Origin of the sequence: Craurococcus roseus (assembly GCF_039523795.1) — a bacterium.
Lineage (GTDB): Bacteria > Pseudomonadota > Alphaproteobacteria > Acetobacterales > Acetobacteraceae > Craurococcus > Craurococcus roseus.
The window spans coordinates 53,904-72,048 of sequence record NZ_BAAAFZ010000047.1 but is presented as its reverse complement, the minus strand read 5'-3'; the positions used below and the strand labels follow the sequence as shown (position 1 = coordinate 72,048).

The window sequence follows — 18,145 nt, the reverse complement described above, 5'->3', positions numbered from 1 at the left end:
GCGTCAGCCTTCGACGGAGAGGTTCAGCGCGGTGGCGATCTCCGTCCATTCCCGCAGGTTGCGCTCGATCTGCGCGCGGAAGGCCGCGGGGTCCTGGTAGCTCGGGAAGGTGTCGATCGCCAGCAGCCGCCCGTGCGTTTCCGGCTTGTTGGCCACGACGCTGAACGCTTGCACCAGCCTGTCCACCACCGGCCGCGGCGTGCGCGCGGGCGCCAGGAGGCCGGAGAAGCCGTTGAAGGTGAAGCGGCGCGAGAAGCCCAGCTCCAGCAGGGTCGGCACCTCCGGGAGCGAGGGCACGCGCCGCTCGCCGCTGCTGCCGAGCGGCCGGACGCGACCGGCCTTCATCATCTCGCCGGCGGAGGCCATGCTGTGGAAGCCGCCGTGGATCTGCCCGGCCAGCATGTCCTGGAGCATGGGCGTTTCGCCGCGGTAGGGGACGTGCGTCATCCGCAGCTTCGCCTCCTCCGCCAGCATCAGCGCGAAGGCGTGCCCGGAAGAGCCGGCGGCGTAGGACCCCAGGCTGAGGTCGCGGTCGCGCGCCCAGGCGGTGAACTCCGCCATGCTCCGCACCGAAGCCGGCACGGCGGGGCCGACGCAGAAGGTGATGGCGGTGGTGCCGAGCCGCCCGATGGGCGCGAAGTCCGCCACCGGGTCGTAGGGGAAGCGCTTGGTCACCACCGGCGTCTGGATGTGCGTGGTGATGGTGAAGAGCAGCGTGTAGCCGTCCGGCGGCGCCTTCGCTGCGGCCTCCGTCCCCACCATGCCGCCGGCGCCGCCGCGGTTCTCGATGACGATCGGCTGCCCGAGTTCCGCCTGCATCCCTTCGGCGGCGATGCGCGCCCAAACGTCCGTGCCGCCGCCGGGCGGGAAGGGGACGATGAAGCGCACCGGGCGATCCGGGTAGGAGGCGCCTTGGGCCAGCGCCGCCGGCGCGGGGAGCAGCCCGGCCGCCAACGCGCCGAGCAGTGACCGTCGTTCGAACCGCATCGCGTTCATCCGTCCACTGTCAGGTTCATCGCCGTCGCCAAGTCGCTCCACTCCTTGAGCTGGAAGGCGATCTCGGCCCGGAACGCCTCCGGCCCCAGCCAGCCGGGGATGGTGTCGATCTCCAGCAAGCGGCGCTGGAAAGCCGGGTTCGCCATCACGCCGGCGAACACCTCCGCCAGCCGCTTCTGCGCCTCCGCCGGCACCCGCGCCGGCGCGAACAGCCCGATGAAGCCCGTGGTGGCGAAGGTCGCCGGGTAGCCGAGCGACACGAAGGTCGGCACCTCCGGCAAGGACGGGATGCCGTTGCGCCCGGTGCAGGCCAGCGGGCGCAGCCGGCCGCTGCGGATGTAGTCGCCCGCCGCCGTCATGCTGTGGAAGCCGCACTGGATGCGCCCGCCGAGGATGTCGGCCAGCATCGGCGCTTCGCCGCGGTAGGCGATGTGCGTCATCCCGAGCTTTTCGACGTCCGAGAGGAGCTGCGCGTAGGCGTGGCCGGTCGAGCCGGCCGCGTAGGAGCCGAAGGACAGGTTCTTGCCGCGCGCGTAGGCCACGAACTCCGCCAGCGTCCTCGCCGGGATCTCCGGCCGGATGCAGAAGGGCAGGGGCGTGGTGCCGAGTTTGCCGATCGGGGCGAAGTCCTCCAGCGGCTGGTAGGGCCAGCGCCGGAACACCACGGGGCTCTGGATGAACGGCGAGATGGTGAACAGCAGGGTGTGGCCGTCCGGCGCGGCCTTGGCCGCCGCCTCGGTGCCCACCATGCCGCCGGCGCCGCTGCGGTTTTCGATCACCACCGGCTGGCCGAGCCCGGCCGCCATGGCGTCGCCCATCATCCGCGCCCAGACGTCCGTGGCGCCGCCCGGCGGGAAGGGTACGACGAACCGGATGGGGCGGTCGGGCGACCAGCCGGCCCCGCCGTCCTGCGCCGCCCGGCCGGCGCGGCGGAACGGCACCGAAAGGAGGGCGGCGGCGCCGATGGCGAGCGCTGCGCGACGGTTGCGGTGCATGGCGGTGTTCCTCCCTGCGCGGACCCGTTTGGGCGCAGGGTACAAGGGGCGCGGGCCGGGCGGGAGTGTCCCCGCCGGCTTCAACGGGCCAGGCCGCTCGCCCCCTGGCCGATGCCGCCGACGCCGGGGGTGGTTTGCTGTGGCTGCGTCCCCGTCCCCGCCGCGCCGGGGCCGAACCGGCCGACGTTGCCGAACAAAGCTTGCAGGAGCGTCCGTTCGTTGCCCGGCACCGGCGTTTCCCGCTCCACCATTTGCACGTCCCGGGCGTCGGCGCCGTCCAGCGCCCGCACCCGGCGCACGGCGCCCCCGCGGTCGAACTCGACCACCACGGTCTGCTGGTCGCTCACCCGGAGCTGGCCGGCCGGCTGCTGCCGGGTGGTGCTGCTGATGTAATACCACTCGTCGTCGCCGAACATTCCGGTCTGGGTCGGCGATCCGAGCACGGCGCGCACGTCGGCCTTGGTCTGCACCCCCGGCGTTATTTCGGCGAGCTGGTCCGGCGTGATGCGGTTGCCGCGCTGCACCACGGGCGCTTGGAACAGGCTGCACGCGCCCAGCAGCAACGGCAGGAGGATGGGGAGCGCCCGAAGCGGCGGGCGAGGGGCGGTGGATCGTTCTGCGGAGGTCATGGTCGGCCGGCTCTGAAGCGGAAGGCCAACCTACAACCACCGGCACCGCGGGCAAGGAAGCATCGCCGCGCGTCCATTTCGCCGCTTCGGGACGGCCTCGGACGGAAGTAATAAATTTTTCTCAAATTTTATATATTGCGTCCGCATCCTTTGTGCATCACGGCATTCAGCCTTGAACGACATCAAAACAGTTGCATTAACAACATATTAAAATCCAGAAAACCGTTTGACCAACGTATGTACCTTGCTTAGCACGTTGATCCGCACGGCGCCGTGAACACTGGTCGTGCGGACGTGGTTGGCCACCGCGCTCCGTCCGTCCACCCCAACCACAGCGAAAGTGATGAACATTGGCTGATTCTTTCTACGAATCCTTCGACAACGGCGCGGGCCAACTCACCCACCACTGGGCGGGCAACGTCGACACCAGCGTCAAGGGTCAGATCACCTTGAGCGGATACTCGGGGGTGATGGAACGCCCCTGGGGGAGCGATTCCGGTCACGGTTACGGCCAATATTACGTCACCGCGAAGGTCGAAGGCAACCAGGTCGGCCCGGCCGCCCTGCTCTGGCCCTCGAACGACCAGTGGCCCGGGACGGAGCTGGACTTCGTGGAGGTGCTGCGCGACGGCACCGCCTACGGCACCGCCCACCACGGCAACAACGGCTACGACTGGTACGAAGCCAAGATGTTCTGGGATCTGGACGAGAGCCAAGTCCACACCTACGGCATCAACTGGCAGGCCGACCGCGTGTCATTCTCGGTCGACGGCCGGGACGCGGGCACGGTTTGGATGGACACCAAGGACGCCGCGCACGGCGGCTCCAACGTCGTGTTCGGGGCGATGAACAAGAACGACAACACGTCCATCACCGTCTACGACATGTCCTACACGCCCAACGGCGGCGATTGGTGGGGGTGACCGGTCCGGGGTGAGCCGACCGACGGTTCGCCCCGATCGTCCCGGAACCGGGACGGACCACGCCCGCCAGAAGCGGTGGCGGCCCCATGGGGGCGCCACCGCCCCCCCGTCGCCGCACCGGACGGATGGCGCTGCGTTCCGACCCCCCGGCCCGGCCGGTGGGCCCGCGCCTTTCCGGAACGGCGCGTTGACCACGTGGGGAAGCCTATCCATCTCTTTCCAGGCACCGGCGCCGTCCCGCGGCCGACCGCGTCCGCCCCCTGTCTGGAGGACCGATGGGCCTGCTCGCCCTGTTCCGCCGCAAGCCGATGGAACGGCCCGGCTTCCTGCTCTACACCGCGGCCGTCACGGCGGCGCGCGACCCTTGGTTCTTCGGCCCCGCCATCGGCGTGCCGGACACCCTGGACGGCCGCTTCGACCTGGTCGGGCTGCACGTGGGCGTGCTGATCCGCCGCTTGCACCGCGACCCCGACCCGCGCGGCGCTGAAGCGGCGCAGGCCGTGTTCGACGCCATGTTCTCCGACATGGACATGAACCTCCGCGAAATGGGCGTGGGCGACATGTCCGTCGGCAAGCGCGTGAAGCGCATGTGGGAGGCCTTCCACGGCCGGGCGCAGGCCTACGCGGCGGCGCTCGACGCTGGCGACCGGGCGGCGCTGGAAGCCGCCCTGGCTCGCAACGTGTTTCGCGCCTCCGGCCCGGACGCCGCTGCGGCCATCGGCGCGCCGGCCCTGGCCGCGCACGCGGAGCGCGTGGCCCAGGCCTTGTCCGCCCAGCCCACCGCGGCGCTGCTGCGGGGCGAGGCGTCCTTCCCCCCGACGCCCGGCGCGGCTGCGGCCGCCGCTTCCCCCGATGCCGCCTGACGACCGCGTGCCCGAATTCTCCCGCCCCCTCCACCTCGGCTCCGTCGGCCCGGACGGCCGGCGGGAGGTCTTGGAAGCGGCCGAGGCGGAACGCGCGGCGCTGGCCCGCCGCTTCGGCATCCCCGCCGTCGAGAGCCTCCGCGCCGAACTCCGCTTCCGGCCCGAAGCGGACGGCGCGGTGCGCGCGGAAGGCCGCCTCGCCGCCGATGTGGTCCAGAACTGCGTCGTGACCCTGGAGCCCGTGGCGCAGCGGGTGGAGGAAGCGGTGGCGCTCCGCTTGTTGCCGGCCGGGGTTGAGCCGCGGGACGAGCCGGACGAGCCGGACGACATCCCCAGCGATGGCGGCGTGGTCGACCTCGGCGAAGCGATGGCGGAACAACTCGCCCTCGCGCTCGACCCCTACCCGCGCGCGCCCGGCGCGGCCCTGCCCGCGGAAGCCAGCGACGCGGCCGGGCGCCCTCTGGCGGCGCTGGCCAAGCTGCGCCCCGCCGCTCCGCGGCACTGAACACAACCGCCCGTTGGTTGCGGGGCGCCAACTCGCTTGCCCCGCGGCGGCCGTGGTGGTACAGGCCCGCCCTTCATCCATACATCCGCCGTCGCTCGACTGAGAAAGGCTCGGCACCATGGCCGTCCCGAAGAAGAAAACCTCGCCTTCCCGCCGCGGCATGCGGCGGAGCCACCACGCGCTGTCGCGCGAAGCCCACTCCGAATGCTCGAACTGCGGCGAACTGAAGCGCCCGCACCACATCTGCTCCGCTTGCGGCCACTACGACGGGCGCGAGGTGGTCCCGGCCGGCGACGCCTTGAAGGCCGCGGTCCGCACCTGAGCACCACCGTTTCCTGGCGCCGGGACCGCGGCTGACGTGACGCAAGGCTTCTCCCTGGCCATCGACGCCATGGGGGGCGACAACGCGCCCGACATCGTGCTCGATGGGTTGGAACTCGCCGCCGAGCGCCACCCCGAAGCGCGCTTCCTGCTGGTCGGCGACGAGGCGCGCCTCGGCGGGATGCTGGCGTTGCGCAAGCGCGCCGCCAAGCTGTGCAGCCTGCGCCACGCGCCGGACGCCATCCCTTCCGACATGAAGCCCACCGCCGCGCTCCGGCAGGGCCGCAACAGCTCCATGCGCCTGGCGATCGACGCCGTGGCGGCGCGCGAGGCGGCGGGCGTGGTCTCCGCCGGCAACACCGGCGCGCTGATGGCGCTCGCCAAGATCGTGGTGAAGGCGCTGCCCGAGATCGACCGGCCGGCGCTGGCTGCCATCGGCCCCTCCGCGCGCGGCGACGTGGTGATGCTGGACCTCGGCGCCAACGTGCAGTGCGACGCGCGCAATCTGGTGGAGTTCGCCATCATGGGCGAGACCTTCGCCCGCGCCGTGCTCGGCCTGCCGGCGCCCACCTTCGGCCTGCTCAACGTCGGCTCCGAGGAGCTGAAGGGCGACGAGCGCCTGCGCCTCGCCGCCGAGATCCTGCGAGAGAGCCACGTCGGCGCCCAGTTCCACGGCTTCATCGAGGGGCACGACATCACGGCCGGCACGGTGGACGTGGTGGTGACGGACGGCTTCACCGGCAACGTCGCGCTGAAGACCGGGGAGGGGGCGTTGAAGCTGATGCGCGACCTGCTGCGGCAGGTCTTCACCTCCTCCGTCCCCGCCCGCCTCGGCTACCTGCTCGCCCGCCCGGCGCTGGACCGCCTGCGCGAATGGATGGACCCGCGCCGCTACAACGGCGCCATCCTGCTCGGCCTCAACGGCGTGGTGGTGAAGAGCCACGGCGGCACGGACGCGCTGGGCTTCGCCCACGCCGTGGACGTGGCGATGGACATGGTGAACCACCGCTTCAACGACCGCATCCGTGAAGGGCTGGCGCGGCTTTCCGCCGCGGTGGAGGCCGAGCCGGCCGCGGCGGCCCTCGCCCCGGTCGTCGGGGAGACGCCGGCTTAATGACGAAAACCACGACCACCCGCGCCGTGATCGCCGGCTGCGGCGGCTACCTGCCGGAGCGCGTCGTCCGCAACGACGACCTGGCGCGGGAATTCGGCCTCGACACCTCCGACGAGTGGATCACGGAGCGCACCGGCATCCGGCAGCGCCACATCGCGGCGCCGGGCGAGACCGCCTCCTCCATGGGCGCGGCCGCGGCGCGCCGGGCTTTGGAGCGCGCGGGCCTCGGACCGGAGGCGGTGGACGCGGTGATCGTCGCCACCGCGACGCCCGACTCCTCCTTCCCGGCCACCGCCGCGCGCATCCAGGCGGCGCTCGGCATGACGCGCGGCATCGCCTTCGACATCGCCGCCGCCTGCGCCGGATTCGTCTACGCGCTCGGCATCGCCGACGGCATGATCCGGAACGGCCAGGTCCGCTCCGCCATGGTGGTCGGCACCGAGGTCTATTCCCGCATCGTGGATTGGACCGACCGGGGCACCTGCGTCCTGTTCGGCGACGGCGCCGGCGCGGTGCTGCTGGTCGCCGGCGAAGGGCAGGGGACGGCGGCCGACCGTGGCATCCTGTCCACCCACCTGCACAGCGACGGCCGCTTCGGCGACATCCTCTTGGTGGACGGCGGCCCCGGCTCCACCGGCGGCACCGGCAAGCTCCGCATGGCCGGCAACCAGGTGTTCCGCCACGCCGTCTCCAAGCTCGCGGCCGTGGTGGACGAGGCGCTGGACGCGAACGGCCTGACGCACGCCGACGTGCGCTGGCTGGTGCCGCACCAAGCCAACCTCCGCATCATCGACGCCATGGGCCGCAAGCTCCGCCTGCCGCCGGAGCGGGTGGTGGTCACCGTGGACCGCCACGCCAACACCTCGGCGGCGTCCATCCCGCTCGCCCTGGCCGAAGCCGTGTCCGACGGCCGCATCGAGCGCGGCGACCTGGTGGTGATGGAAGCCATCGGCGGCGGCCTCGCCTGGGGCGCGGCGCTGGCCCGCTTCTGACGCGCCGCCGGGGCGGCCCCACGTAGCGGCATTATTGCACCACGCACCGGCGCAACGCCCGGTTGCGGCGCATATCCGTTGACGCCTACAACGGAACACGGTTTCCATTCTTGTTGAATAGCTTGCGGGAACCCCCTGCCGCATGGAGACGCTGACGCGCGCGCATTTGGCCGAGGCCATCTATGCCCAGGTCGGGCTGTCGCGGAACGAGTCCGCCGCGCTGCTGGAAACCGTGCTGGCGCGCATCTCCGGGGCGCTCGCCGCCGGCGAGTCGGTGAAGATCTCGGCCTTCGGCACCTTCCTCGTGCGGCAGAAGGGTCAACGCGTCGGCCGCAATCCGAAAACCGGGGTTGAGGTGCCGATCCTGCCGCGGCGCGTGCTGTCCTTCCGCTCGTCCCAGGTGCTCAAGGCCCGCATCAACGGGCAAACGCCGCCGCGGCACGGCGACGGAGACGCCGAAGCGTGAGCCACGCCGCCGCGCCGCCTTCCTCCGGCGGGCCGCCGTCGACGTCGCCGCTCCGCGCCCGCAAGGCGCCGAGCGCCTTCCGCACCATCAGCGAGGTGGCGGACGACCTGCACATCCCGCAGCACGTGCTGCGCTTCTGGGAAACCAAGTTCCCCCAGCTCAAGCCGCTGAAGCGCGGCGGCGGCCGGCGCTACTACCGGCCGGAGGACATCGCCCTGCTGCGGCGGGTGAGCGACCTGCTCTACACCCAGGGCTACACCATCAAGGGAGTGCAGCGGCTGCTGCGCGAGGGCGGGCTGGAGGAAGCGGTCGCCGCCTCCGCCGCGCCCCCCGCTGCGGCGCCCGCCGAGCCGCCCGAAACCGGCGTCGCGGCGCTCCGCTCGATCCTGGAAGAGCTGGAAGACATTTCGGCCAGCCTGCACGACCTTATGGAGCGCTGATCCTTCAGCGCCTCCGCTGCGCCGCCGAGGGCGGCGCCGGCGGCACGGCCAGCACGTCTCGGTGCCCGATCCGCGCCTGGAGCACGCCCCAGGCGATCTGCTCGCCGCGCGCCGCGCCCCAGTCCGAAACGCGCCCCGCGTCCCGGGCCGGCCCCGCTTCCAGCGCCGCCGCGACGTGCCCGGCGACGAGGCGCGACAGGAACGGCGCGGCGGCGTCGGGCGGCAGGCCGGGTGGCGGTGCGCGGCCGCGCACCACCCAGTCGCTCGCCGCCGCCTCCACCGCGAAGCCTTCCGCCGCGAACGCCTCCGCCACCGCGGCCGGCGCCGCCGCGCCGAGGGCCGGGCCGCCGAAGCCCTTGTCGCGCCGCTGGTCGCGGCGGAAGGCCCGCGCCACGAGGGCGTCCGCCGGGTGCGGCGGCGAGAAGCGGTCCCGTCCGTCCACGCAGAGCGCGGCGTAGAACGGCACGCGCAGCGCCGCCGCCATCGCCTCGACCCAGGGGCGCGACACCAGGTCGCACAGCGCGCTGTTCACCACCGCGTCGGCCTCGTGCAGCGGCAGGTTCGCCGGCGCTTCCGCCAAGTCAGCCACCAGCGTCTCCACCCGCCACGCGCCGCCGGGCGCGTGAACGAGCAGGCAGCGCCGGTTGGGGAAGGTGACGCGCAAGCCGACGGACTCCGCCCGGTCGGCGATGGTGTCGAAGGCCGCCTCCGCCATGTCGCGGTCGGCGTCCACCAGCGTCCAGGCCTGGGCGCGGCCTATGCGCGGCGCCAGCCAGCGGAACAGGCTCCCGGTCCCCGCGCCGAAGTCCATCAGCCGCGGCCGCGCCGGCAGGCGCGCGAGCAGCCGCTCCGCAAGCGCCTCGTTCCGCGCCAGGGCGTCGAAGGGCTCGCGCAGGTCGAGCCAGTCCAGGTCGAAGGCCTCGGTCACCCGAGGCTCTTCTCGATCTCGGCCACGAAGGCCTCCGCCCGGTCCTCCCAACGCGGCAGTCGCTGCCCGGCGCGCCACGCGGCCTCGGCCATATGCCGCCGCAGGGCCTCGTCGAAGATCACCCGGCGCAGCCCCTTGCCGAGCGACACGTGGTCGCCGGGCGGCGACACCACCGAGGCGTCCTCCGGCGCCAACTCGGCGAGCGCGCCCCCGGCGGTGACGGCCAGCGGCAGCCCGCGCGCCAGCGCCTCGGCCACCGCCATGCCGTAGCCTTCCCAATGGCTGGCGAGGGCGAACAGGTCGGCGCCGGCGTAGAGCGCTTCCAGCCTCTCCGCGCCCACGGCGCCCGCGAACTCCACGCGTTGCGCGATGCCCAACTCCTCGGCCAACGCGCGCAAGCCGCGCGCATGGACCGGGTCGCGCCCCTCCGGCCCGGCGATCGCCAAGCGCCAGTCGAGGTCGGCCAAACCAGCCAGCGCGCGCAGCAGCACGTCGTGCCCCTTGCGCGGCACCAACGCGCCCACGGAAAGCAGCGCCGCGCCCGGCCCGCCCGATCCAGTCGCGCGCGGCGCCGGGTCGGTGCCGGGCTCCACCACGCCGACGCGCGCCGGGTCGGCGCTGAACTCTTCCACCAACCGCCGCGCCGTGAGCGGGGAGGTGGCGACGACGCGCGCCGCGCGGCCGAACAACTCCAGCTCCGTGGCCCGCAAGGCGTCGCGGTCCGCTCCGGAGAAGCCGGTTTCCAGCGCCGTCGGGTGGTGGACCAGCACCACCGCGTTGCGCCGCGCCAGCGCGTCCGCCACCGGCGCGAAGGACGGCAGGCCGAGGCCGTCCACCACCGGCACGGCGTCTTCGGGCAGCGCGTCCAAGGCGGCGCGCGCGGCGGCACGGGCCGCGTCGTCCGGCAAGGGGTGGCGGCCGGCCAGCTCCACCACCTCCGCCCCGTGGCCTAAGGCGCGCAGCCCGGCCACCAGCCGCCGGTCGTAACTGTAGCCGCCCGACACCGTGTCGAACGGGCCGGGGACGAGCAGCGCGACCTTCATCCGCCCGGGCTCACGATCTGCGGCGTGTCCTCCACCGGGCCCTCGAAGGAGGCCCAGGCGTTCGGGCTCTCGCGCAGCGTCACCTTGAGCCAGCCCACCATCCCGCCTCCGGGGCCGAGCCGCCCGTCGCGCAGCGCCGCGCGGAGCAGGGCGTGGACGTGGGCGGCGAGGAACTCGGTGGTGGTGTTCTGCCCGCGGAAGCCGGCCTCGTCGTCGAGGTTGCGGTAATCCAGCGTGTCCAGCGCCCGGCGCAGCTCCTGCCGCGCCAAGCCGATGTCCACCAGCAGGTTCAGGTGGTCCAGTCGCGCCGCGCGGAACTCCGCCTCCGCTACGAAGGTCGCGCCGTGGACGCGCTGCGCCGGGCCGAACTCGGCGCCCCGGAAGGAGTGGGCGATCATCATGTGGTCGCTGACGGTCAGGCTGTACATGCGGTGCCTTATGGATAGGTGACGACCGGGCAACCGCCGGCGCCCGCCAGCAGCGCCGGGAAGGCCGCCGGCAACGCCTCGAACGGCGTGGCGGGGCCGAGCAGCGCGTCGAAGCGCGCATCCTCCAACAAGCGGAGCGCCAGCGCCAGCCGCTCCGCGTGCGTGCGCCGCCCGCGCATCGCCGGCGCCACCGCGCCGACCTGGGACGAGACCAGCGACAAGCGCCGCGCGTGGAAGGCTTCGCCGAGCGGCAGCGCCGCCTCGCGGTCGCCGAACCAACTCGCCTCCACGACCCGCCCCTCGAAACCCGCGAGGCCTAGCGCCAGCCGCAGACCGTCCGGATTCCCGGAGGCGTGGACCACGAGGTCGCGCCCGTCCGGCGCCGCTTCCGGCCCGTGGAAGCGCAAGCCCAGCGCCTCCGCCGCGCCGGCGCGCGACGGGTCGCGGTCGCACACCGCGAGGTCGAGGCCCGGCACCCGCCCGAGCAGCGACGCTGCCAGTAGGCCGACCACGCCCGCGCCGACCACCAGCGCCCGCTCCCCAACCAGGGGCCGCGCGTCCCACAGGACGTTCACCGCCGTTTCCATGTTGGCGGCCAGCACCGCGCGCCGATCCGGCACGCCGTCGGGCACGGGCACGCACATCTCGGCTGGTGCGACGAAGCGGTCCTGGTGCGGGTGCAGGCAGAACACGCGCCGGCCCTTCAGCTCTGCCGGCCCGCCTTCGACGACGCCCACCGCCGCGTAGCCGTATTTCACCGGGAAGGGGAAGTCGCCCGCCATCAGTGGCGCGCGCATCGCCGCCCACTGGTTCGGCGGCACGCGTCCTTCGAGCACCAGCCGTTCCGTCCCGCGCGAGATGCCCGAAGCGAGGGTCCGCACCAGCGCCTCGCCGGAGCCGGGCGGGGGCAGCGTTTCCTCCCGGATCTCCGCCCGCCCCGGCGCCACGGTCCAGAGCGCCCGCCCCGCCGCCGTCACACCGCGCACACCGCCGGTCGCGCGCGGTCCAGCGCGATGTCGAACAGCACGTCCGGGTCGAGCGCATACGGCGTCCAGCGGAAGCGCAGCCCGTCCGCGATGCGCGCCGCCTCGGGCAAGGTGAAGGCCGGGATGCCGGAGCCGAGCAGCACCGGCGCCACCGTCACGTGCAGCCGGTCGAGGCACCCTGCGGCCAGGAAGCGGCTGACGGTGACGCCGCCGCCCTCCACGAACACCCGCGGCAGCCCGCGCGAGGCCAGGAAGCGCAGCAGTGCCGGAAGGAGGAGTCCGCCGGCGACCGGGTCGCGCGGCAGCCGCACCACCTCCGCCGCGCCCAGCCGGTCCGGGCCGGGCGCGTCCTCCGCGCAGACCAACAAGGTCGGCGGTCCCCCCGCCGCGAAGACGCGCCGGTCCGGGCCGAGCCGCCGGTCGGTGTCCAGCACCACCCGCACCGGGTCCGGCCCTTCGCACTCGCGCGTGGTCAGCAGCGGGTCGTCGTGCCGCACCGTCCCGGCGCCCACCACCACCGCGTGGCAGAGCGCCCGCAGCCGGTGCGTGTGCAGGATGTCGCCCCGGCCGCCGATCCATTGCGACGAGCCGGACAAGGTGGCGATGCGTCCGTCCAGCGTCTGCGCCAACCGCCCCACCACCACGCAGCCGTCCGCCGCGGAGGGCGGCGCCAGCAAGGGCGCGAACAGCGCGGCGAGGGGGCCGGCGAGCGGACGCCCCGGCGGTGCCGCGCCGCGCCGCGCCAGCAGCGCCCCCCATTCGGTTTCGATGGCCAGCCCGTCCATACGACGGCGAAGCTTGCCGCAAGCCAAGCCCGTGCGCTACCGGAAGGTGACGCGGATGGATCGGGAACCGATCGATGGGGAACAGGAAGACCCGGCTCGCCGCGGCCGCCGCCTTTGCCGCTGCGCTCGCGGGCGCGCAGCCGGCATGGGCACAGGGCCTCGGCGAGCGCGTCGGCGGCGCCCTGAACCGCGGCGCCCAAGCCGCGGGCCGCGCGGCGGAGCGAGCCGGCTCGGCCACCGGCGCCGCCGCCGACCGCAGCCTCGCCTGGGCGCAACGCAAGGTGCGCGGCGAGCGCGGGGCCAAGCGTGATGGGGAGCGGTCCCCCGCCCGGACGCGGCGATAGCCGGCCCGCCCGGCCGGTGAGGCGGGTCACAGACCCGGCGGCGCGGTCCGTGCCCTGTGCCGCGCTGGCGGGGCATCGGGATCGGGCCGCGATGATCGACATCTGGGGAGCCGTGGCGGTGATGACGGGGACGTGCGCGCATGGGGCCGAGGACTGGCGGGCGGTCCACGATTTCTGGTTCCCGCCCGGGCTGGACGACGCCGATCCGGACGCTTTGCGCCGGCAGGTCGAATGGTGGTTCGGCGGCGGGTCCAACGGCGCGTTGCCGCCCTTCGCCCCCGTGCTCGAAGCCGCCAGGGCCGGCCGCCTGGACGGCTGGGCCGCCACGCCGCTCGGGCGCCTCTCGCTGATTGTGGTGCTCGACCAGTTCCCGCGCGGCCTGTTCGCGGGCACGCCGGACGCCTACGCCTCCGACCCCGCCGCGCTCCGCATCGCCGAGGAAGGATTGGGGAACGGCCACCACGCCGCCCTCGCCAAGCCCTGGGAGCGCATGTTCTCGGTCATGCCCCTGGTCCACGCGGAAGGGCCCGGCCACCGGGAACGGCTGGAGCGCGTCGTCGCCCTGGCGGAGCGGATCGCCCGCGAAGTCCCCGAACCGCTGCGGCCGCTCCACGAGTTCTCCGCCGGCCAAGCCCGCGGCCACCGCGACGTGATCCGCCGCTTCGGCCGCTACCCGCACCGCAACCCGGTCCTCGGCCGCCCTTCCACCCCGGAGGAAGAGGCGTATTTGGCGAAGGGCGACTTCGTCCACCAACGTCGGATGCCCGCGGGCTGAGGACCGACTTGCCTCAAGGCAAGTCTTGCATCCGCCGCTCCACCATCGCCCGCCAGGGCGCGTCGGGCGGCGCTTCCGCCACCAGCGCCCGCCACAGGGTGCGCGCGGTTTCCGGTCGGCCCGCGCGCGCTTCGGCGAGGCCGGTCAGGAAGCGCAGGCCGATGTGGTCCGGCGCCTTCGGCAGCGCTTCGGCCAGGAAGCGCGCGGCCTCGTCCGTCCGGTTGGCTTCCAGCAGCGCCTGCGCCCGCTGCCCGGCAAGCTCCGCGTCGAAGCGGATGGCCAGCGCCCGCGCATAGGCCTCCGCCGCCGCGTCCGGGCGGCCTCGCCCGCGTTCGGCGTTGCCCAGCAGCGCCCAGCCTTGCCGTGCCGCCTCGCCGTTCGGGTCCGGTGCGGCCGCCAGCCGCTGGCGGAGCAGGGCGAGCAATTGCTCCTCCTGCGCCGCCGCGCCCTGCCGCTCGGCGAAGGTCGCCGAAGGCAGGCCGGGGGTGCCGTTGATCCAATAGAGCGCGACCGCCACGGCCGGCACCATGACCAGGGCGGCGAGCAACGGCGCGCGATGCGCCGCTGCTGCACTTGCCCCCTTCGCGGCCGGCGCCGCCGTTTCCTCGGCCGCGCCCGGCGCCGCGAGCAAGCGCCGCTGCACTTCCAGCACCGCCGCGGCGTGCGCGGCCTCGTCCAGCCGCCCCGCCGCGCGCTCGCGCTCCAACTCGGCGAGTTGGCGGTGGTACAGGGCTAGGTCCGCTTCTCGCCGCCCGCGCGCGGAAGCCGGCCGCAGCAGCGCGAAGCCGAGCGGCGCCAGCGCCGCGAGGGCGAGCAAACCGGCCAGGAGCCACCAGGTCACGCCGCCGAGCCGCCTCCGCCGCCGCTCTCCAAGCGGGCGAGCCGCGCCCGTTCGGCTTCCGTCAGGCCCGCCGGCGCCCCCGCCGCGTCCGGTCGCGCGCCGCGCCGCCCTGCCCGGAAGATCAGCGCGCCGGCCAACAACGCCAGCGCCGGCGTCGCCCAGAGCAAAGCGGTGGCCGCGGTGAAGCGCGGCCGCAGCAGCACGAAGTCGCCGTAGCGCTCGTGGACGAAGCCCTTCACCTCCGCGTCCGACCGCCCGGCGGAGACCTGCTCGCGCACGATGCGGCGGAGGTCGCGGGCGAGCTCCGCGTCGCTGTCCTCGATGGACTGGTTCTGGCAGACGAGGCAGCGCAGCTCGCGCCCGATCTCGCGCGCCCGTTCCTCCTGCACCGGGTCCGGCAACTGCATCGCCGGGTCGCCGACGGCGGCCGAGGCCGGGCCGGCCACCGCCAAGGCGAGCAGCAAGGCGAGCGCGCGCAGGGCCATCATGCGTACCGCCGCAGCAGCGGCCCCAACTCGGCGCGGAGCGTGTCGTCCGTCACCGGTCCCGCCCAGCGCCAGCGGATCGCCCCGCCGCGGTCGATCAGGTAGGTTTCGGGCACGCCGTACAGGCCCCAGTCGATCGAGGCCCGGCCCGGCAGGTCCATGCCGAGCCGCTTGTAAGGGTTGCCGTGCTTTTCCAGGAAGCGGCGGCTGTCCGCCGGCTGGTCCTTGTAGCCGACGCCGAACACCGGCACGCCCTCGCGCGACAGTCGCATGAGTTGCGGGTGCTCGATCACGCAGGGCACGCACCAGGAGGCGAAGAAGTTCACCAGGACCGGCCGCCCCGGCGCCTTGAGGTCGTCGGAGGACAGGCCCGGCAGCCCCGTGCCCTCCAGCGGCGGCAAGGCGAATTCCGGCGGCGCCTTGCCGATCAGGGCGGAAGGCACGCCGCGCGGGTCGTAGCCGCCGGTCCCGAGCCCGCGCAGCATGGCGAAGAAGCCTAGCCCCGCGCCGCCCGCCACCAGCGCCGGCAGCACCAAGAGCGCGCGCCGCGAGAAAGGCGAAGCGCCCCGGTGCTCCTCCGGCTGCGCGACGCTCACGCCCGAGCCCCCGCGCGCGCCGCGGCGGTCGCCTTCGGCGCCGGCGCCGACACGCGCACCCTACGGTCGGACAAGGACAGCGCCCCGCCCAGCGCCATGATCGCGGCGCCGATCCAGATCCAGGGCGCCAGCGGGTTGTGGTGCAGCCGCAGCACCGCCCCGCCGTCCCGCTCGTCGCCTAGCACGGCGTAGAGGTCGGACAGCCAGGTGGTGTGGATCGCCGCCTCGGTGGTCGTGGTGCGGCCCACCGGGAAGGTCCGCCGCTCCGGCGCCAAGGTGACGACCGGCCGGCCGCCCTCGGACACGGAAACGGTCGCGCGCCGCGCGGTGAAGTTCGGCCCTTGGGCGCTCTCCAGCCGGTCCAGCCGCCACGTGTAGCCCGCGAGATCCGCGCTCTCGCCCGGCTTGACCAGAGCCAGCTTGTCGGTGGCCAGCCCCATGCCGGCGAGGCCGAGGATCATCACGCCCATGCCCGCGTGCGCAACCGCCCCGCCCCAGGCCGAGCGCGGCAGTGCCAGGGCCCGGGCCAGCGCGGCGCGGGGCCGGGAGAACAGCGCCAAGCGGTCCGCGATGTCGGCGAGCGCGCCCAAAATCAGCCAAGCGCCGGCCGCGAAGCCCAGCGCCGGCCCGATCCGCGCGCCCTCCAGCGCCAGGCACAGCAGGAAAGCGGCGAGGCCGCCGAGCGCCGCCCACCACAGCCGCTGCAAGGCCGGGAACAGCCGCGCGCGCTTCCAGGGCATCACCGGCCCCACCGCCATGGCGCCGACCAACGGCACCGCCAGCGGCAGGATGGCGGTGTTGAAGAAGGGCGGGCCGACCGAGATCTTCTGCCCGAGCAGGAGGTCCGCGAACATCGGATAGAGCGTGCCCGCCAGCACCACCGCCGCGATCGAGCACAGCAGCAGGTTGTTCAGCACCAGGCTGCCCTCGCGCGACAACGGCGCGAACACGCCGGTCGGCGCCATCGCCGCCGCCCGCCACGCGAACAACGCGAAGCCGCCGCCGACGTAGAGCATCAGCAGCCCGAGGATGAACACGCCCCGCGTCGGGTCGGAGGCGAAGGCGTGGACCGAGTTCAGCACCCCCGAGCGCACCAGGAAGGTGCCGAGCAGGGACAGGCCGAAGGCGAGCAGCGCCAGGAACACCGTCCAGGTCTTCAGCGCCTCGCGCTTCTCCACCACCACCGCGGAGTGCAGCAGGGCGCAGCCGGCCAGCCAGGGCAGGAGGGAGGCGTTCTCCACCGGGTCCCAGAACCAGTAGCCGCCCCAGCCCAGCTCGTAGTAGGCCCACCAGGAGCCGAGCGCGATGCCGAGCGTCAGAAAGGACCACGCACCCAAGGCCCAGGGCCGCACCCAGCGCCCCCACGCCGCGTCCACCCGCCCCTCGATCAAAGCGGCCACGGCGAAGGCGAAGGTCACGGCGCAACCGACATAGCCGAGGTAGAGCAGCGGCGGGTGGAAGGCGAGGCCGGGGTCTTGCAGCACCGGGTTCAGCCCCTGCCCGTCGGGCGGCGGCGGCCACACGCGGTCGAAGGGGTTGGAGGTGCCGAGGATGAAGGCGAAGAAGCCCACCCCCACCAAGCCCAGCACCGCCAGCACGCGCGCCTTGAGCGCGGACGGCAGGTCCCGCCCGAACGCCGCCACCGCGCCGCCGCACAGCGCCAGGATCAGCACCCAAAGCACCATGGAGCCCTCGTGGCTGCCCCAGGTGGCGGTGAGCTTGTAGAGCATCGGCTTGGCCGAGTGGCTGTTCTGCACGACGTTCGCCACCGACATGTCATTGGCGGCGAAGCTCCACATCAGGCAACCGAACGCGGCGGCTGTGGCCAACAAGGCCCCCACGGCGACCGGCGGCGTCGCCGCCATCAGCCGCGGGTCGCCCCGCCACGGCCCGGCGAGGCCGAACGCCGCCTGCGCCACCGACAGCGCCAAGGCCAGCGCCAGTGCGAAGTGGCCGAGTTCCGGTATCATCCGCCGTCCTTCTTGGGCGCCGCGTCCAGGCGGTTCCAGCTCGCGGCCGGCGGCGCGCCGCCCTCCGCCGGGTTCCAGTGGCCGGCGCGCTTGAGCGCGTCGGCGACCTCCGGCGGCATGTAGGTCTCGTCGTGCCGGGCCAACACCTCGCTCGCCCGGAAGGTCCCGTCCGGCGCCAGGGTGCCCAGCGCCACCACGCCCTGGCCCTCGCGGAACAGGTCCGGCAGGATGCCGGCGTAGGTGACGGGCAGGGTGCTGGCGCCGTCCGTCACCCGGAACCGCGCCACCGGGCGCCCGTCCGTCCCGGACTCGCGCTCCAGGCTGCCGTTCTCCACCAGCCCGCCCAAGCGGAAGGCGCGGTTCGCCGGCGGCGCTTCCCGCGCGATGTCGCTCGGCGAGCGGAAAAAGACGAGGTTGTCCTGGAAGGCGGTCAGGGTCAGCGCCGTGGCGCTGCCGAGGCCGAGGCCGCAGAGCAGCAGCACGTTGAGGCGCCGGCGCTTCCGGGTCACGGCGCTCCTCCTTCCGCGGCCATCCGTCGCCGCGCCGCCGCGCGCGGGTCCAGGGCGTCGAGGCGCCGCCGCGCCGCCCGGTGCCGAAGCGCTGCCCCGGCCGCGAGAACGGCGAAGCCGCCCACCACCAGCGCGTAGGCCGCCGTCACGTGCATCCAATGCAGGCTCATCACGCCGCCACGCCTTCCGGCGCCTCGGCGGTCGTGGCGTC

At 73.9% G+C, this 18,145-nt stretch carries 24 protein-coding genes; 10 read left to right on the top strand and 14 right to left on the bottom strand.

What is annotated here, in order from left to right; translation table 11 throughout:
• Positions 1–3: 3 nt before the first annotated feature.
• The 3 genes from ABD067_RS15560 to ABD067_RS15550 all read right to left on the bottom strand — a co-directional run bounded on the left by ABD067_RS15560 (position 4) and on the right by ABD067_RS15550 (position 2,620).
• Positions 4–987, bottom strand: a complete 984-nt coding sequence (locus ABD067_RS15560; protein ID WP_343896260.1) for a Bug family tripartite tricarboxylate transporter substrate binding protein — start codon at positions 985–987, stop codon at positions 4–6.
• 5 nt (positions 988–992) lie between these two features.
• Positions 993–1,991 carry a tripartite tricarboxylate transporter substrate binding protein gene (locus ABD067_RS15555; protein WP_343896259.1) on the bottom strand — a complete coding sequence of 333 codons (999 nt, stop codon included), beginning with the start codon at positions 1,989–1,991 and terminating at the stop codon, positions 993–995.
• Positions 1,992–2,071: 80 nt separating this feature from the next.
• Entirely contained in the window at positions 2,072–2,620 is a 549-nt protein-coding gene (locus tag ABD067_RS15550; protein ID WP_343896258.1) for an outer membrane protein assembly factor BamE, read from the bottom strand.
• Positions 2,621–2,970: 350 nt separating this feature from the next.
• On the opposite strand from ABD067_RS15550, the gene ABD067_RS15545 reads away from it, so the two are divergent.
• The 8 genes from ABD067_RS15545 to ABD067_RS26455 all read left to right on the top strand — a co-directional run bounded on the left by ABD067_RS15545 (position 2,971) and on the right by ABD067_RS26455 (position 8,244).
• The gene (locus ABD067_RS15545) at positions 2,971–3,543 is read left to right on the top strand and encodes a family 16 glycosylhydrolase (RefSeq protein ID WP_343896257.1); all 573 of its coding nucleotides are present in this window, start codon (positions 2,971–2,973) and stop codon (positions 3,541–3,543) included.
• A 275-nt stretch (positions 3,544–3,818) separates the two neighbouring features.
• Entirely contained in the window at positions 3,819–4,406 is a 588-nt protein-coding gene (locus tag ABD067_RS15540) for a ubiquinol-cytochrome C chaperone family protein (protein WP_343896256.1), read from the top strand.
• 7 nt (positions 4,407–4,413) lie between these two features.
• Positions 4,414–4,911: a YceD family protein gene (locus tag ABD067_RS15535; protein ID WP_343896255.1), complete on the top strand. Its 498-nt coding sequence runs from the start codon at positions 4,414–4,416 to the stop codon at positions 4,909–4,911.
• Positions 4,912–5,029: 118 nt separating this feature from the next.
• Positions 5,030–5,233 (top strand): 50S ribosomal protein L32, encoded by a 204-nt coding sequence (gene rpmF / locus ABD067_RS15530; protein WP_343896254.1) that lies wholly within the window; start codon positions 5,030–5,032, stop codon positions 5,231–5,233.
• 36 nt (positions 5,234–5,269) lie between these two features.
• Positions 5,270–6,346 carry a phosphate acyltransferase PlsX gene (plsX, locus tag ABD067_RS15525; protein ID WP_343896253.1) on the top strand — a complete coding sequence of 359 codons (1,077 nt, stop codon included), beginning with the start codon at positions 5,270–5,272 and terminating at the stop codon, positions 6,344–6,346.
• Positions 6,346–7,338 (top strand): beta-ketoacyl-ACP synthase III, encoded by a 993-nt coding sequence (locus tag ABD067_RS15520; RefSeq protein WP_343896252.1) that lies wholly within the window; start codon positions 6,346–6,348, stop codon positions 7,336–7,338. Before plsX ends, ABD067_RS15520 begins: the two co-directional genes overlap by 1 nt.
• A 142-nt stretch (positions 7,339–7,480) precedes the next feature.
• Positions 7,481–7,804, top strand: coding sequence for an integration host factor subunit alpha (locus tag ABD067_RS15515; RefSeq protein WP_343896251.1), 324 nt, complete (start codon positions 7,481–7,483; stop codon positions 7,802–7,804).
• The gene (locus tag ABD067_RS26455) at positions 7,801–8,244 is read left to right on the top strand and encodes a MerR family transcriptional regulator (protein ID WP_408871563.1); all 444 of its coding nucleotides are present in this window, start codon (positions 7,801–7,803) and stop codon (positions 8,242–8,244) included. Before ABD067_RS15515 ends, ABD067_RS26455 begins: the two co-directional genes overlap by 4 nt.
• A gap of 4 nt (positions 8,245–8,248) precedes the next feature.
• Here ABD067_RS26455 and ABD067_RS15505 read toward each other — a convergent pair whose 3' ends face one another.
• The 5 genes from ABD067_RS15505 to ABD067_RS15485 are packed head-to-tail and all read right to left on the bottom strand — an operon-like array spanning position 8,249 to position 12,414.
• Positions 8,249–9,172 (bottom strand): class I SAM-dependent methyltransferase, encoded by a 924-nt coding sequence (locus tag ABD067_RS15505; protein ID WP_343896250.1) that lies wholly within the window; start codon positions 9,170–9,172, stop codon positions 8,249–8,251.
• A complete protein-coding gene (locus ABD067_RS15500; protein ID WP_343896249.1) occupies positions 9,169–10,215 on the bottom strand; it encodes a glycosyltransferase family 4 protein in 1,047 nt (348 codons plus the stop codon). The genes ABD067_RS15505 and ABD067_RS15500 overlap by 4 nt, the downstream gene beginning before the upstream one ends.
• Positions 10,212–10,643, bottom strand: a complete 432-nt coding sequence (locus tag ABD067_RS15495) for a 6-pyruvoyl trahydropterin synthase family protein (protein WP_343896248.1) — start codon at positions 10,641–10,643, stop codon at positions 10,212–10,214. The genes ABD067_RS15500 and ABD067_RS15495 overlap by 4 nt, the downstream gene beginning before the upstream one ends.
• Before the next feature lie 8 nt (positions 10,644–10,651).
• Positions 10,652–11,620: a zinc-dependent alcohol dehydrogenase gene (locus ABD067_RS15490; RefSeq protein ID WP_343896247.1), complete on the bottom strand. Its 969-nt coding sequence runs from the start codon at positions 11,618–11,620 to the stop codon at positions 10,652–10,654.
• The gene (locus ABD067_RS15485) at positions 11,617–12,414 is read right to left on the bottom strand and encodes a RibD family protein (RefSeq protein ID WP_343896246.1); all 798 of its coding nucleotides are present in this window, start codon (positions 12,412–12,414) and stop codon (positions 11,617–11,619) included. Before ABD067_RS15485 ends, ABD067_RS15490 begins: the two co-directional genes overlap by 4 nt.
• Before the next feature lie 74 nt (positions 12,415–12,488).
• On the opposite strand from ABD067_RS15485, the gene ABD067_RS15480 reads away from it, so the two are divergent.
• Together ABD067_RS15480 and ABD067_RS15475 are read left to right on the top strand one after the other, a co-directional pair.
• On the top strand, positions 12,489–12,758 hold the full coding sequence (locus tag ABD067_RS15480) for a hypothetical protein (protein ID WP_343896245.1): 270 nt from the start codon (positions 12,489–12,491) through the stop codon (positions 12,756–12,758).
• A gap of 91 nt (positions 12,759–12,849) precedes the next feature.
• Complete coding sequence (locus ABD067_RS15475; RefSeq protein WP_343896244.1) at positions 12,850–13,533, top strand: DUF924 family protein; 684 nt, start codon at positions 12,850–12,852, stop codon at positions 13,531–13,533.
• 13 nt (positions 13,534–13,546) lie between these two features.
• Here the strand turns inward: ABD067_RS15475 and ccmI are convergent, their stop codons facing one another.
• The 6 genes from ccmI to ABD067_RS15445 all read right to left on the bottom strand — a co-directional run.
• Complete coding sequence (gene ccmI / locus ABD067_RS15470; RefSeq protein ID WP_343896243.1) at positions 13,547–14,374, bottom strand: c-type cytochrome biogenesis protein CcmI; 828 nt, start codon at positions 14,372–14,374, stop codon at positions 13,547–13,549.
• On the bottom strand, positions 14,371–14,862 hold the full coding sequence (locus ABD067_RS15465; protein WP_343896242.1) for a cytochrome c-type biogenesis protein: 492 nt from the start codon (positions 14,860–14,862) through the stop codon (positions 14,371–14,373). The genes ccmI and ABD067_RS15465 overlap by 4 nt, the downstream gene beginning before the upstream one ends.
• Positions 14,859–15,455 (bottom strand): DsbE family thiol:disulfide interchange protein, encoded by a 597-nt coding sequence (locus ABD067_RS15460; protein ID WP_343896241.1) that lies wholly within the window; start codon positions 15,453–15,455, stop codon positions 14,859–14,861. Before ABD067_RS15460 ends, ABD067_RS15465 begins: the two co-directional genes overlap by 4 nt.
• On the bottom strand, positions 15,452–17,425 hold the full coding sequence (locus ABD067_RS15455; RefSeq protein WP_343896240.1) for a heme lyase CcmF/NrfE family subunit: 1,974 nt from the start codon (positions 17,423–17,425) through the stop codon (positions 15,452–15,454). The genes ABD067_RS15460 and ABD067_RS15455 overlap by 4 nt, the downstream gene beginning before the upstream one ends.
• Complete coding sequence (gene ccmE / locus ABD067_RS15450; RefSeq protein ID WP_343896239.1) at positions 17,422–17,934, bottom strand: cytochrome c maturation protein CcmE; 513 nt, start codon at positions 17,932–17,934, stop codon at positions 17,422–17,424. The genes ABD067_RS15455 and ccmE overlap by 4 nt, the downstream gene beginning before the upstream one ends.
• Positions 17,931–18,145: hypothetical protein (locus tag ABD067_RS15445; protein ID WP_343896238.1), on the bottom strand; the 215-nt coding region annotated here is incomplete at its 5' end. The genes ccmE and ABD067_RS15445, both read right to left, overlap by 4 nt.

Bases quoted from the DNA above. Each gene is read 5' to 3' on its own strand.
- ABD067_RS15550 (WP_343896258.1), bottom strand. From the start codon at position 2,620: ATGACCTCCGCAGAACGATCCACCGCCCCTCGCCCGCCGCTTCGGGCG.
- ABD067_RS15500 (WP_343896249.1), bottom strand. From the start codon at position 10,215: ATGAAGGTCGCGCTGCTCGTCCCCGGCCCGTTCGACACGGTGTCGGGC.
- rpmF (WP_343896254.1), top strand. From the start codon at position 5,030: ATGGCCGTCCCGAAGAAGAAAACCTCGCCTTCCCGCCGCGGCATGCGG.
- ABD067_RS15520 (WP_343896252.1), top strand. From the start codon at position 6,346: ATGACGAAAACCACGACCACCCGCGCCGTGATCGCCGGCTGCGGCGGC.
- ABD067_RS15515 (WP_343896251.1), top strand. From the start codon at position 7,481: ATGGAGACGCTGACGCGCGCGCATTTGGCCGAGGCCATCTATGCCCAG.
- ABD067_RS15560 (WP_343896260.1), bottom strand. From the start codon at position 987: ATGCGGTTCGAACGACGGTCACTGCTCGGCGCGTTGGCGGCCGGGCTG.
- ABD067_RS15465 (WP_343896242.1), bottom strand. From the start codon at position 14,862: ATGATGGCCCTGCGCGCGCTCGCCTTGCTGCTCGCCTTGGCGGTGGCC.
- ABD067_RS15475 (WP_343896244.1), top strand. From the start codon at position 12,850: ATGATCGACATCTGGGGAGCCGTGGCGGTGATGACGGGGACGTGCGCG.
- ABD067_RS15485 (WP_343896246.1), bottom strand. From the start codon at position 12,414: ATGGACGGGCTGGCCATCGAAACCGAATGGGGGGCGCTGCTGGCGCGG.
- ABD067_RS15555 (WP_343896259.1), bottom strand. From the start codon at position 1,991: ATGCACCGCAACCGTCGCGCAGCGCTCGCCATCGGCGCCGCCGCCCTC.
- ABD067_RS15455 (WP_343896240.1), bottom strand. From the start codon at position 17,425: ATGATACCGGAACTCGGCCACTTCGCACTGGCGCTGGCCTTGGCGCTG.
- ABD067_RS15540 (WP_343896256.1), top strand. From the start codon at position 3,819: ATGGGCCTGCTCGCCCTGTTCCGCCGCAAGCCGATGGAACGGCCCGGC.
- ABD067_RS15495 (WP_343896248.1), bottom strand. From the start codon at position 10,643: ATGTACAGCCTGACCGTCAGCGACCACATGATGATCGCCCACTCCTTC.
- ABD067_RS15480 (WP_343896245.1), top strand. From the start codon at position 12,489: ATGGGGAACAGGAAGACCCGGCTCGCCGCGGCCGCCGCCTTTGCCGCT.